Source organism: Subtercola boreus (assembly GCF_003399625.1).
In the GTDB taxonomy this organism is placed as follows: Bacteria; Actinomycetota; Actinomycetes; order Actinomycetales; family Microbacteriaceae; genus Subtercola; species Subtercola boreus_C.
The window spans coordinates 134,273-146,598 of record NZ_NBXA01000026.1 but is presented as its reverse complement, the minus strand read 5'-3'; the positions used below and the strand labels follow the sequence as shown (position 1 = coordinate 146,598).

General features: G+C 64.1%; 22 protein-coding genes. All 22 read left to right on the top strand.

The genetic code is table 11. The features are described from left to right. Positions 1-4: 4 nt before the first annotated feature. The 22 genes from rplC (at position 5) to map (ending at position 12,310) form a co-directional block, all read left to right on the top strand. On the top strand, positions 5-661 hold the full coding sequence (gene rplC / locus B7R21_RS14170; RefSeq protein WP_116283896.1) for a 50S ribosomal protein L3: 657 nt from the start codon (positions 5-7) through the stop codon (positions 659-661). A 3-nt stretch (positions 662-664) separates the two neighbouring features. Next, positions 665-1,333, top strand: coding sequence for a 50S ribosomal protein L4 (rplD, locus tag B7R21_RS14165; RefSeq protein ID WP_116283895.1), 669 nt, complete (start codon positions 665-667; stop codon positions 1,331-1,333). Next, entirely contained in the window at positions 1,330-1,629 is a 300-nt protein-coding gene (gene rplW, locus B7R21_RS14160) for a 50S ribosomal protein L23 (protein WP_116283894.1), read from the top strand. The genes rplD and rplW overlap by 4 nt, the downstream gene beginning before the upstream one ends. Positions 1,630-1,652: 23 nt before the next feature. Next, positions 1,653-2,492 (top strand): 50S ribosomal protein L2, encoded by an 840-nt coding sequence (gene rplB, locus B7R21_RS14155; protein ID WP_116283893.1) that lies wholly within the window; start codon positions 1,653-1,655, stop codon positions 2,490-2,492. Between the two features lie 11 nt (positions 2,493-2,503). Next, positions 2,504-2,785 (top strand): 30S ribosomal protein S19, encoded by a 282-nt coding sequence (gene rpsS / locus B7R21_RS14150; RefSeq protein ID WP_104242462.1) that lies wholly within the window; start codon positions 2,504-2,506, stop codon positions 2,783-2,785. Between the two features lie 24 nt (positions 2,786-2,809). Next, on the top strand, positions 2,810-3,208 hold the full coding sequence (gene rplV / locus B7R21_RS14145; protein WP_116283892.1) for a 50S ribosomal protein L22: 399 nt from the start codon (positions 2,810-2,812) through the stop codon (positions 3,206-3,208). After that, positions 3,208-4,014 carry a 30S ribosomal protein S3 gene (gene rpsC / locus B7R21_RS14140; RefSeq protein WP_116283891.1) on the top strand — a complete coding sequence of 269 codons (807 nt, stop codon included), beginning with the start codon at positions 3,208-3,210 and terminating at the stop codon, positions 4,012-4,014. Before rplV ends, rpsC begins: the two co-directional genes overlap by 1 nt. A gap of 2 nt (positions 4,015-4,016) precedes the next feature. Beyond that, entirely contained in the window at positions 4,017-4,436 is a 420-nt protein-coding gene (rplP, locus tag B7R21_RS14135; protein ID WP_116283890.1) for a 50S ribosomal protein L16, read from the top strand. Continuing rightward, entirely contained in the window at positions 4,436-4,804 is a 369-nt protein-coding gene (gene rpmC, locus B7R21_RS14130) for a 50S ribosomal protein L29 (protein WP_116283889.1), read from the top strand. Before rplP ends, rpmC begins: the two co-directional genes overlap by 1 nt. Then, entirely contained in the window at positions 4,804-5,115 is a 312-nt protein-coding gene (rpsQ, locus tag B7R21_RS14125; RefSeq protein ID WP_116283888.1) for a 30S ribosomal protein S17, read from the top strand. The genes rpmC and rpsQ overlap by 1 nt, the downstream gene beginning before the upstream one ends. A 33-nt stretch (positions 5,116-5,148) precedes the next feature. Then, positions 5,149-5,520 carry a 50S ribosomal protein L14 gene (gene rplN, locus B7R21_RS14120; protein ID WP_116283887.1) on the top strand — a complete coding sequence of 124 codons (372 nt, stop codon included), beginning with the start codon at positions 5,149-5,151 and terminating at the stop codon, positions 5,518-5,520. Between the two features lie 2 nt (positions 5,521-5,522). Beyond that, entirely contained in the window at positions 5,523-5,882 is a 360-nt protein-coding gene (gene rplX / locus B7R21_RS14115) for a 50S ribosomal protein L24 (RefSeq protein WP_116283886.1), read from the top strand. Continuing rightward, positions 5,882-6,472, top strand: a complete 591-nt coding sequence (rplE, locus tag B7R21_RS14110; protein WP_116283885.1) for a 50S ribosomal protein L5 — start codon at positions 5,882-5,884, stop codon at positions 6,470-6,472. Before rplX ends, rplE begins: the two co-directional genes overlap by 1 nt. 126 nt (positions 6,473-6,598) lie before the next feature. Then, a complete protein-coding gene (rpsH, locus tag B7R21_RS14105; protein WP_116283884.1) occupies positions 6,599-6,997 on the top strand; it encodes a 30S ribosomal protein S8 in 399 nt (132 codons plus the stop codon). A 6-nt stretch (positions 6,998-7,003) separates the two neighbouring features. Beyond that, positions 7,004-7,540: a 50S ribosomal protein L6 gene (gene rplF, locus B7R21_RS14100; protein ID WP_116283883.1), complete on the top strand. Its 537-nt coding sequence runs from the start codon at positions 7,004-7,006 to the stop codon at positions 7,538-7,540. A 2-nt stretch (positions 7,541-7,542) separates the two neighbouring features. After that, positions 7,543-7,914 carry a 50S ribosomal protein L18 gene (gene rplR / locus B7R21_RS14095; protein WP_116283882.1) on the top strand — a complete coding sequence of 124 codons (372 nt, stop codon included), beginning with the start codon at positions 7,543-7,545 and terminating at the stop codon, positions 7,912-7,914. Positions 7,915-7,940: 26 nt separating this feature from the next. Beyond that, the gene (rpsE, locus tag B7R21_RS14090) at positions 7,941-8,630 is read left to right on the top strand and encodes a 30S ribosomal protein S5 (protein ID WP_116283881.1); all 690 of its coding nucleotides are present in this window, start codon (positions 7,941-7,943) and stop codon (positions 8,628-8,630) included. Beyond that, positions 8,630-8,815 carry a 50S ribosomal protein L30 gene (gene rpmD / locus B7R21_RS14085; protein WP_104242488.1) on the top strand — a complete coding sequence of 62 codons (186 nt, stop codon included), beginning with the start codon at positions 8,630-8,632 and terminating at the stop codon, positions 8,813-8,815. The genes rpsE and rpmD overlap by 1 nt, the downstream gene beginning before the upstream one ends. Further along, complete coding sequence (gene rplO, locus B7R21_RS14080) at positions 8,815-9,399, top strand: 50S ribosomal protein L15 (RefSeq protein ID WP_116283880.1); 585 nt, start codon at positions 8,815-8,817, stop codon at positions 9,397-9,399. Before rpmD ends, rplO begins: the two co-directional genes overlap by 1 nt. 158 nt (positions 9,400-9,557) lie before the next feature. Next, positions 9,558-10,880, top strand: a complete 1,323-nt coding sequence (gene secY, locus B7R21_RS14075) for a preprotein translocase subunit SecY (protein ID WP_116283879.1) — start codon at positions 9,558-9,560, stop codon at positions 10,878-10,880. After that, positions 10,877-11,467, top strand: a complete 591-nt coding sequence (locus B7R21_RS14070) for an adenylate kinase (RefSeq protein ID WP_116283878.1) — start codon at positions 10,877-10,879, stop codon at positions 11,465-11,467. The genes secY and B7R21_RS14070 overlap by 4 nt, the downstream gene beginning before the upstream one ends. 12 nt (positions 11,468-11,479) lie before the next feature. Further along, a complete protein-coding gene (map, locus tag B7R21_RS14065) occupies positions 11,480-12,310 on the top strand; it encodes a type I methionyl aminopeptidase (RefSeq protein WP_116283877.1) in 831 nt (276 codons plus the stop codon). The last annotated feature ends 16 nt before the right edge of the window (positions 12,311-12,326 follow it).

Genomic DNA, 12,326 nt, shown 5'->3' with positions numbered 1-12,326 from the left:
ACTGATGGCAAACACAACCAAGACTTCCAAAGGTCTGCTCGGCATCAAGCTCGGCATGACCCAGGTGTGGGACGAGAACAACCGTCTCATCCCCGTCACCGTCGTTCAGGTCACCCCGAACGTCGTCACCCAGATCCGCACCCCCGAGGTCGACGGCTACCAAGCCGTTCAGATCGCCGCGGGCCAGATCGATCCCCGCAAGGTGAACAAGCCCGAGACCGGTCACTTCGACAAGGCGGGCGTCACGCCTCGCCGTCACGTCACCGAGATCCGCACCGCTGACGCCGCCGAGTACACGATCGGACAGGAACTCACTGTCGACGGCGTGTTCGAGGCCGGCAAGAAGGTCGACGTCGTCGGCACCAGCAAGGGCAAGGGTTTCGCCGGTGTCATGAAGCGTCACAACTTCAAGGGTGTCTCCTCCTCCCACGGTTCGCACCGCAACCACCGCAAGCCCGGTTCCATCGGAGCCTCCTCGACCCCCAGCCGTGTCTTCAAGGGCATGCGCATGGCAGGGCGCATGGGTGGCGAGCGTGTCACTGTGCTGAACCTCGTGGTGCACTCGGTCGACGCCGAGAAGAACCTCATCCTCGTCAAGGGCGCCGTTCCCGGCGGCCGTGGCCGTCTCGTATTCGTCCGTACCGCAGTGAAGGGGGCGTAGTCCATGACTGACGCGAACATCACCACTGTCGACATCATCGACGCCAAGGGCAACAAGGCCGGCACCGTCGAGCTCCCCGCAGAGCTCTTCGACGTGGCCACCAATGTGCCGCTCATCCACCAGGTCGTCGTGGCTCAGCTCGCTGCTGCGCGCCAGGGCACCCACAAGGTCAAGGGCCGGGGCGAAGTCTCCGGTGCCGGCCGCAAGCCGTTCAAGCAGAAGGGAACCGGTCGCGCCCGCCAGGGCTCGATCCGCGCCCCCCAGATGACCGGTGGTGGCATCGTGCACGGCCCGACCCCGCGCAGCTACGACCAGCGCACCCCGAAGAAGATGATCGCGGCAGCACTGCTCGGTTCTCTCTCCGACCGTGCCCGTGGCAGCCGCGTGCACGTCGTCGACTCCCTCACGCTCGGCCCGGTGCCGTCCACGAAGACGGCCATCGAGCTCCTGACGAAGATCGCGACGTCCAAGCACGTCCTCGTCGTCATCGAGCGCGGCGACGACATCGCCGTGAAGAGCGTGCGGAACCTCCCCGAGGTGCACGTGCTGACCTATGACCAGCTGAACGCCTACGACGTTCTGGTGAGCGACGACATCGTCTTCACCAAGGGCGCCATCGACGGCTTCATCGCCTCGAAGACGAAGAGCAAGACTGAGGAGGTTGCAGCATGAGCGGCAACAACAAGGATCCCCGCGACATCATCATCTCGCCGGTCGTCTCTGAGAAGAGCTACGGACTGATCGATGAGGGCAAGTACACGTTCATCGTGGCGCCCACGTCGAACAAGACCGAGATCAAGCTCGCGGTCGAGAAGATCTTCAACGTCCAGGTCGCCTCGGTGAACACGATGAACAAGATCGGCAAGACCCGTCGCACCAAGTTCGGCCTGGGAAAGCGCAAAGACACCAAGCGTGCCATTGTCACCCTGAAGTCCGGAACCATCGACATCTTCACGGCTGTTGGCTGAGTCGGAATCCAGAGGATAAAAACATGGCTATTCGCAAGTACAAGCCGACCACCCCCGGTCGTCGTGGCTCGTCGGTCTCAGATTTTGCTGAGATCACCCGCACCACGCCGGAGAAGTCGCTGCTCCGCCCGCTCCCCAAGACCGGTGGTCGTAACAACGCCGGCCGCATCACGACCCGTCACATCGGTGGTGGCCACAAGCGCCAGTACCGCGTCATCGACTTCAAGCGCAATGACAAAGACGGCGTGAACGCCCGTGTCGCCGAGATCGAGTACGACCCGAACCGCACGGCTCGCATCGCGCTCCTGCACTTCGTCGACGGCACCAAGCGCTACATCATCGCCCCGAACAAGCTGAGCCAGGGCGACATCATCGAGTCGGGCGCCGGGGCTGACATCAAGCCCGGCAACAACCTGCCGCTGAAGAACATCCCCGTGGGTACCGTCATCCACGCGATCGAGCTGAAGCCGGGCGGGGGCGCCAAGATGGCGCGATCCGCCGGTGCCTCCGTTCGCCTCGTGGCGAAGGACGGCCCCTACGCGCAGCTCCGTCTGCCCTCCGGTGAGATCCGCAACGTGGATGCTCGCTGCCGCGCAACGATCGGCGAGGTCGGCAACGCCGAGCAGTCGAACATCAACTGGGGCAAGGCCGGCCGCAAGCGCTGGCTCGGCGTCCGGCCCACGGTTCGTGGTGTCGCGATGAACCCGGTCGACCACCCGCACGGTGGTGGTGAGGGCAAGACCTCCGGTGGACGTCACCCGGTCAGCCCGTGGGGCCAGAAAGAGGGCCGCACCCGCCACATCAACAAAGAGAGCGACAAGCTCATCGTTCGTCGCCGCAACGTCGGCAAGAAGCGTAAGTAGGAGTCGAGAAGATGCCACGCAGTCTCAAGAAGGGGCCCTTCGTTGACGACCACCTGCTCCGCAAGGTCGTCGTACAGAACGAAGCTGGATCCAAGAACGTCATCAAGACCTGGTCACGCCGGTCGATGATCATCCCGGCAATGCTGGGTCACACGATCGCCGTCCACGACGGTCGGAAGCACATCCCCGTGTTCATCACGGAGACCATGGTCGGTCACAAGCTCGGCGAGTTCTCGCCGACACGTACCTTCCGCGGCCACGTGAAGGACGACAAGAAGGGTCGTCGCCGCTAACGCGGTGACGGAAGGAGGAGAGAAATGGTGGAGTCGATCGCACGCGTGCGTCACATCCGCGTCACCCCCATGAAAGCTCGTCGCGTCGTCAACCTGATTCGCGGCAAGCAGGCCATGGAAGCCCTGGCCATCCTGAAGTTCGCCCCGCAGGGCGCAAGCGAGCCTGTCTACAAGCTCGTCGAGTCTGCGATCGCGAACGCGAAGGTCAAGGCCGACAAGGACAACAGCTACCTCGACGAGCAGGATCTGTTCGTCTCGGCGGCTTTCGTCGACGAGGGCACGACCCTCAAGCGTTTCCAGCCTCGTGCACAGGGACGCGCATTCCAGATCCTGAAGCGCTCGAGCCACATCACGGTCGTCCTCTCGACGCCCGATGAGGTCGCAGCATCCGCTCAGGGTTCCAAGAAGGCAGGGAAGAAGTAATGGGCCAGAAAGTAAACCCCTACGGTTTCCGTCTGGGCATCACGACCGACCACGTGTCGCGTTGGTTCTCTGACAGCACCAAGGTAGGACAGCGTTACAGCGACTTCGTCGCCGAAGACGTGAAGATCCGGAACCTGCTCACGAAGAGCCTCGACCGTGCAGGCGTCGCCCGCATCGAGATCGAGCGCACCCGTGACCGCGTCCGTGTCGACATCCACACCGCCCGTCCGGGCATCGTGATCGGTCGCCGCGGCGCCGAGGCAGAGCGGATCCGCTCCGACCTCGAGAAGCTCACCAAGAAGCAGATCCAGCTGAACATCCTCGAGGTGAAGAACCCCGAAGCCGAAGCACAGCTGGTCGCCCAGGGCATCGCCGAGCAGCTCAGCGCACGTGTGGCCTTCCGCCGCGCAATGCGCAAGGGCCTGCAGGGTGCACAGCGCCTCCCGAGCGTCAAGGGTGTGCGTATCCAGGTCTCCGGCCGTCTCGGCGGCGCCGAGATGAGCCGTTCGGAGTTCTACCGCGAAGGCCGTGTGCCGCTGCACACGCTCCGCGCCAACATCGACTACGGCTTCTACGAGGCTCGTACGACGTTCGGTCGCATCGGTGTGAAGGTCTGGATCTACAAGGGCGACATCACCAACAAGGAGCTCGCCCGCGAGCAGGCCAACCAGAAGTCATCGCGCCCCGAGCGTCGTGACGACCGCCGCGGTGGCGACGACCGTCGTCCCCCGCGCTCGGCCGCCCCTCGCGCAGATTCACCCAAGGCTGACGCTGCGCCCGTCGCAGCAGCAGGAGTTGAGGCATAACCATGTTGATTCCACGCAGAGTCAAGCACCGCAAGCAGCACCACCCCGGCCGTAGCGGCCAGGCGACCGGTGGCACCGAGGTGTCGTTCGGCGAGTGGGGCATCCAGGCCCTCACGCCCGCCTATGTGACGAACCGCCAGATCGAGTCCGCTCGTATCGCGATGACCCGTCACATCAAGCGCGGTGGGAAGGTGTGGATCAACATCTACCCCGACCGCCCGCTCACGAAGAAGCCGGCTGAGACCCGCATGGGTTCCGGTAAGGGTTCGCCCGAGTGGTGGATCGCGAACGTCAAGCCGGGTCGCGTGCTCTTCGAGCTCAGTGGTGTCAGTGACACCATCGCTCGTGAGGCACTCACCCGTGCCATCCACAAACTGCCTCTGAAGGCACGCATCATCAAGCGCGAGGAGGGAGACGCATAATGGCGATCGGTTCCAAGGAGCTCACCCCCGTCGAGCTCGACACATTCGAAGATTCACGCCTGGCCGAAGAGCTGCGTAAGGCCAAGGAAGAGCTGTTCAACCTGCGATTCCAGTCGGCCACCGGCCAGCTCGAGAGCCACGGCCGCCTCCGCGCCGTCAAGCGTGACATCGCCCGCATCTACACGATCGTGCGTGAGCGTGAGCTCGGCATCCGTGCGACGCCCGCTCCGGTCGAGGTCGCTGCGGTCGAGGCTGCACCCAAGAAGACCCGCAAAGCGAAGGCCGCTCCTGCAGAGGACGCAGCTGATGCCGACGCGAAGGTCGACACCAAGACAATCGAAACCGAGTCAACCGAGGAGGCCAAGTAATGGCTAAGACTGAGGCAGCTTCAGCTGCACCCGTCGAGACTGTTGCCGCGCCCGTCCAGGAGCGCGGCTACCGCAAGACCCGTCGTGGCTACGTCACGAGCGACAAGATGCAGAAGACCATCGTCGTCGAGGTCGAAGACCGCGTGAAGCACCCCCTGTACGGCAAGGTCATCCGCCGCACCTCCAAGGTGAAGGTGCACGATGAGGCCAACAGCGCTGGCATCGGCGACCTGGTGCTCATCTCCGAGACCCGTCCGCTGAGCGCCACCAAGCGCTGGCGCCTGGTCGAGATCCTCGAAAAGGCCAAGTAAGCGCCCCCGCGCTTACTTACGTAAGGAGTAGAAGTGATTCAGCAGGAATCCCGGCTCAAGGTCGCCGACAACACCGGCGCCAAAGAGCTGCTGACCATCCGTGTACTCGGTGGTTCAGGACGCCGTTACGCCGGCCTCGGTGACATCATCGTCGCCACCGTCAAGGACGCGATCCCGGGCGGCACCGTCAAGCGTGGAGACGTCGTCAAAGCCGTCATCGTGCGCACCAAGAAAGAGACCCGTCGCGTCGACGGTTCCTACATCAAGTTCGACGAGAACGCAGCGGTCATCCTCCGCGCCAACGACAAGGAGCCTCGCGGCTCCCGTGTCTTCGGCCCGGTCGGCCGCGAGCTTCGCGACAAGAGCTTCATGAAGATCATCTCGCTGGCACCGGAGGTCATTTAATCATGGCGAACATCAAAAAGGGCGACGTCGTCCAGCTCATCACCGGCAAGAGCCAGGCTCGCGGCGGAGACCGCGGCAAGCAGGGTCGTGTCATCGAGGTGCAGGTCGACAAGAACCGCGTCATCGTCGAAGGCATCAACTTCGTGAAGAAGCACGTTCGCGTCGGCCAGACCCAGCGCGGCACCAAGACCGGTGGCATCGAGACCGTCGAGGCCCCGATCCACGTGTCGAATGTGGCGCTCATCGATCCTGAGACCAAGAAGCCGACCCGCGTCGGCTTCCGCGTCGAGCAGGTCACCAAAGACGGCGTGACCAAGAATGTCCGCATTCGTTACGCCAAGAAATCAGGTAAGGACCTGTAATGACTGACACTGCAACTGCAGCGCCCGCTGGCAAAATCCAGCCGCGCCTGAAGCAGAAGTACCAGACCGAGATCATGTCCCAGCTCAAGAAGGACTTCGGTTTCACGAACATCCACCAGGTTCCCGGCCTCATCAAGGTCGTTGTGAACACCGGTGTCGGTGAGGCAGCCCGCGACGGCAAGATCATCGATGGGGCCGTCAAGGACCTCACCGCGATCACCGGCCAGAAGCCGCAGGTCACCAAGGCCCGCAAGTCGATCGCCCAGTTCAAGCTGCGCGAGGGCCAGCCCATCGGTGCACACGTCACGCTTCGTGGCGACCGCGCCTGGGAGTTCCTCGACCGCCTGATCTCGCTGGCGCTTCCTCGTATCCGCGACTTCCGTGGTCTCTCCGACCGCCAGTTCGACGGATCGGGCAACTACACCTTCGGTCTCACCGAGCAGTCGATGTTCCACGAGATCGACCAGGACAGGATCGATCGCGTGCGTGGGTTCGACATCACCGTCGTCACCACCGCGAAGACCGACGACGAGGGTCGCGCGCTGCTCAAGGCGCTCGGCTTCCCGTTCAAGACCGCCGAGAACGCCTAGTTCTCTGCTCCTGCACCACCGCGACACCAGCAGTACCCGGCTCAGCAACTCGGCTGAGCCGGCCAAGACCACAGGTCGGCATCCTTGCACAGGATGTCGAAACCAGGCCAGAAGGGCACCACTTCCATGACAATGACAGATCCGGTCGCAGACATGCTGACCAGACTGCGGAACGCCAACTCGGCATTCCACGACACCGTGTCGATGCCGCACTCGAAGCTCAAGTCGCACATCGCCGACATCCTCAAGAGCGAGGGTTACATCGCCTCGTGGGATGTCAAAGACGCAGAGGTCGGCCAGACGCTGACCCTCGCCCTCAAGTTCGGCCCGAACCGTGAGCGTTCGATCGCGGGCATCAAGCGCGTTTCGAAGCCCGGCCTCCGGGTCTACGCAAAGTCGACGGAGATCCCCACGGTTCTCGGTGGACTCGGCGTCGCAATCCTCTCAACGTCGTCCGGTCTGCTGACCGACCGACAGGCTTCCAAGAAGGGCGTGGGTGGGGAAGTCCTCGCCTACGTGTGGTGATCACTGATGTCACGTATCGGCAGACTCCCCATTCCGATCCCCGCGGGGGTCGACATCTCCATCGACGGCCAGCTCGTTCAGGTCAAGGGACCGAAGGGTGAGCTCACGCTCACCGTCAAGGCTCCGATCGAGGCGAAGGTCGAAGACGGCCAGATCCTGGTCACCCGTCCCGACGACGAGCGCGAGTCGCGTTCGCTGCACGGTCTGACCCGCACGCTCATCGCCAACCAGATCATCGGTGTCACCGAGGGTTACTCCAAGGGCCTCGAGGTCGTCGGAACCGGTTACCGCGTTGCCGCCAAGGGCGCGAACGTCGAGTTCGCTCTCGGTTACTCCCACTCCATCACCGTCGAGCCGCCCGCGGGCATCAGCTTCACGGTGGAGGGTGTCAACAAGCTCACTGTCAGCGGTATCGACAAGCAGGCTGTCGGCGAAGTAGCTGCCAACATTCGTAAGTTGCGGAAGCCAGAGCCCTACAAGGGCAAGGGTGTGCGCTACGCCGGCGAAGTCGTTCGTCGCAAGGCCGGAAAGAGCGGTAAGTAATCATGGCTACTGGAACTAGAGGCAAGAGCAAGGCCGCAGCACGCGGCCGTCGCCACGACCGCCTGCGCAAGAAGATCGAGGGCACCGAGGTGCGTCCGCGCCTGGTCGTCACCCGTTCGGCCCGCCACGTGTTCGTGCAGGTCGTCGACGACAGCAAGGGTTTCACCCTCGCATCGGCTTCGACACTCGAAGCGGATCTGCGCGTCTTCGACGGTGACAAGTCCGCGAAGGCCCGCAAGGTCGGCGAACTGGTCGCCGAGCGTGCCAAGGCTGCCGGCATCGAAGCGGTCGTCTTCGACCGTGGCGGCAACCGCTACGCCGGACGTGTCGCGGCTGTCGCCGACGGCGCCCGAGAGGGTGGTCTGGACCTGTGACCGACGAAAAAGCAAAGGAAGCTACCGTGGCAGACGCTACGAGCACTGAAGCCTCAGCGACTGAGGCTCCCGCAACCGAGACCACTGCTGCCGCCCAGAACGAGCCCCGCGAGGCTCGTCGTGGCGGCCGTGAGCGCAATCCGAACAAGGACCGCGGATCGCGCGATTCCGACAAGAGCCAGTTCCTCGAGCGTGTTGTCACCATCAACCGCGTCTCCAAGGTGGTGAAGGGTGGTCGTCGCTTCAGCTTCACCGCTCTCGTCGTCGTCGGTGACGGCAACGGTCTGGTCGGCGTCGGCTACGGCAAGGCCCGCGAGGTGCCCACCGCGATCTCGAAGGGTGTCGAGGAGGCGAAGAAGAACTTCTTCCGCGTCCCCCGTGTCGCCAACACGATCCCGCACCCCGTCCAGGGTGAGGCTGCTGCAGGCGTCGTCCTGCTCCGCCCCGCTGCTGCCGGTACCGGCGTCATCGCCGGTGGCCCGGTTCGCGCCGTGCTGGAGTGCGCTGGCATCCACGATGTGCTGAGCAAGTCGCTCGGTTCGTCGAACACCATCAACATCGTCCACGCGACCGTCGAGGCGCTCAAGCAGCTCGAAGAGCCCCGCGCCGTGGCAGCACGTCGTGGCCTGACGCTCGAGCAGGTCGTGCCCCCACGCCTGCTCCGTGCCCAGGCAGACGCCGACGCGGCCGCCGCTCTCGCAAAGGCAGGTGCCTGATGGCTACGAGCCTGAAGATCACGCAGATCAAATCCAAGATCAGCGAAAAGCAAGACCAGCGCGACACTCTGCGTAGCCTGGGCCTCCACCGCATCGGCCAGTTCGTTGTGCGTGAGGACAACTCGCAGAACCGCGGCTACGTTCGCCACGTCGCTCACCTGGTGAAAGTCGAGGAGATTGACTAATGGCTGAAGAAGCAACCGAGTCCGCTGCAGCAGCGGCTCCCAAGAAGGCAGCGGCCCCCAAGAAGGCCGCCGTCAAGAAGGCTCCGGCCGCGACCGACGCCGCTGCGAAGACCACCACGGTCGTCGCAGCTCCCGCCGAGGCTCGCGAGCAGGTGCTGAAGGTGCATCACCTCCGTCCCGCAGCGGGTGCCAAGAAGGCCCGCCAGCGTGTCGGTCGTGGTGAAGGCTCCAAGGGTAAGACCGCGGGCCGTGGCACCAAGGGCACGAAGGCACGCTACAAGGTGCGTCTCGGGTTCGAGGGTGGCCAGATGCCGCAGCACATGCGCACGCCGAAGCTGCGTGGGTTCAAGAACCCGTTCAAGGTGTACTACCAGGTCGTCAACCTCGACCGTCTCGCTGAGCTCTACCCCTCGGGTGGAGACGTCACGATCGCCGACCTCGTCACCAAGGGTGCGGTTCGCGACAACGAGATGGTCAAGGTTCTCGGCAACGGCGACATCGCAGTCAAGCTGAACGTCACGGTCGACAAGGTCTCGAGCTCGGCAGAGCAGAAGATCGTTGCAGCCGGCGGTTCCGTCAAGTAACACTGCACCACGCTCGTCGCGGGGGCGGCTACCTTCGGGCAGCCGCCCCTTTTGGCCTCTCGGCCCGAGGAGTATCGAGTAGAGTCTGTGTGGGAATTCTTTCCTGTTGAGGATTCTGCCCGCAGAAGTCTCGTATCCACCTAGCAGGAGGCCTTTTTTTGTTCAGAGCCGTCGGCAGGATCTTCCGTACTCCGGATCTCCGCCGGAAAATTCTCTTCACGCTGGGCATCATCGCGCTGTTCCGGCTGGGGTCCTTCATTCCTGCACCCTTCGTGGACTTCGGAAACGTGCAGGCCTGTCTTGCCGCGAACCAGAGCACGTCGGGTCTCTACGAACTGGTCAACCTGTTCAGTGGTGGGGCGCTGCTTCAGCTGTCGATCTTCGCGCTCGGCATCATGCCCTACATCACGGCATCGATCATCGTGCAGCTTCTCCGCGTGGTTATCCCGCACTTCGAGACCCTCTACAAGGAGGGCCAGTCCGGTCAGTCGAAGCTCACGCAGTACACGCGCTACCTGACGATCGCGCTCGGCGTGCTCCAGTCGACGACGCTGATCACCGTGGCGCGAAGCGGCGCCCTGTTCGGCAACAGCACGACGACACAGTGCAGCAACCTGATCACGGACAGCTCCTGGTACGCCATCATGCTGATGGTCATCACCATGACCGCCGGTACCGGCCTCATCATGTGGATGGGTGAACTCGTCACCGAGCGCGGCATCGGCAACGGCATGTCGCTCCTCATCTTCACCTCGATCGCCGCCCGCTTCCCGGGTTCGCTGCAGTCGATCTGGCAGCAGCAGGGAGTCGAGATCCTCGCCGTAGTCCTCGTCATCGGCATCGCGACCATGGCGGGAGTGGTGTTCGTCGAACAGTCGCAGCGCCGCATTCCCGTGCAGTATGCGAAACGGATGGTCGGCAGGCGCACGTACGGCGGCAACAACACCTACATCCCGATCAAGGTCAACATGGCCGGCGTCGTACCCGTCATCTTCGCGTCATCGCTGCTGTACCTGCCGGCCCTCATCGCTCAGTTCAACCAGCCGAAGGCGGGCCAGGAGCCCGCTGCGTGGGTGACCTGGGTCACGAACTACCTGACCAAGGGCGATCACCCGCTCTACATGCTGCTGTACTTCCTGCTCATCGTGGGCTTCACGTACTTCTACGTCGCGATCACCTTCAACCCCGAAGAGGTCGCCGACAACATGAAGAAGTACGGCGGGTTCATCCCCGGTATCCGCGCGGGCAGGCCCACGGCCGAATACCTCGACTATGTGCTGACCCGCATCACGCTCCCCGGTTCTGTCTACCTGGGGCTGATCGCACTCATACCCCTTGCCGCGTTCTCGTTGATCGGAGCCAACCAGAACTTCCCGTTCGGTGGCGCTTCGATCCTGATCATCGTCGGTGTCGGGCTCGAGACGGTGAAGCAGATCGACTCCCAGCTCCAGCAGCGGCACTACGAAGGACTCCTGCGATGACACGTCTCCTCCTGATCGGACCGCCCGGTGCGGGCAAGGGCACCCAGGCAGTCCGACTCTCGGAGGCGTGCGGTGTACCCGCGATCTCGACCGGTGACATCTTCCGCGCGAATGTGGCGGAGGAGACCGAGCTGGGTCTGAAGGCGAAGGAGTTCATGGATGCCGGGAAGTACGTTCCCGACAGCCTGACCAACGACCTAGTGCGCTCGAGGCTCCACGAGGCAGACGTCGCGGGCGGTTTCCTGCTCGACGGCTACCCGCGGACCACCGCGCAGGTCGACGAACTCGACGACATCCTCGCTGCCGGCGGGCACTCGCTCGACGTGGTCGTGCTGCTGGTCGCCGACTCCGACGAGATCGTCACCCGGCTTTCGAAGCGGGCGCTCGACCAGGGCCGGAGCGACGACACCGAAGAGGTCATCCGTCATCGCCTCGATGTGTACGAGGAGCAGACCGCGCCTCTGATAGACCTCTACCAGAGCCGCGACCTCGTGGTGACTGTCGACGGCCTCGGTTCTGTCGATGCTGTCACCACGCGGATCACCGACGCTCTGCTCGAGCGCGGCATCGTGCTCACGCTCAACTAGGCGAGACCGCCTGTGGCGTTCCGCAAGTCGATCTACAAGACCCCGGCCGAACTCCGGCTGATGGTCGAGCCGGGGCTTGTGACGCTCGCCTCGCTCGATGCGGTGCGCGCGATCATCCGCCCGGGGGTGACGACGATCGAACTCGATCGTGCTGCCGATGCGGCGATCCGTGCCCTCGGCGGTCGATCGAACTTCCAGATGGTGCCCGGTTACCGGCACACCGTCTGCGCTTCGGTCAACGACGATGTCGTGCACGGCATCCCGGGGGAGAGGGTGCTGCAGCCCGGCGACATCGTGTCGATCGACTCCGGTGCCGACGTGGGCGGTTGGAGCGGAGACTCCGCCGTGACCGTCGTACTCCCCGATGCGACGCGCCCGGATGTCGTCGCAGAGCGGCAGCGCCTCAGCGATGTCACGCGGGCGTCGCTCTGGCACGGCATCGCGCGGCTCGCGACAGCCCGCCACCTGAACGAGGTGGGCGAGGCCATCGAGGACTACATCGAGTCCCAGGGTCAGTTCGGCATCCTGACGGACTACATCGGGCACGGCATCGGCCGCAGCATGCACGAGGAGCCGCCCGTCTTCAACTACCGGGTGCGCGCTCGTGGCCCCGAGGTGAAGCCCGGCCTGGTCGTGGCCATCGAGCCGATGGTGACGGCCGGCGGTATCGACACGTTCACGCGGGACGACGACTGGACGGTCGCGACGGCTGACGGCAGCATGTCGTCCCACTGGGAGCATTCCGTGGCGGTGCACGCCGGTGGCATCTGGGTGCTCACGGCGGCCGACGGGGGAGCGGCCGACCTCGCGCCGCTCGGTATCACCCCGGTGCCTGTCCCTTAGCTGCGTGCCCGGCTGA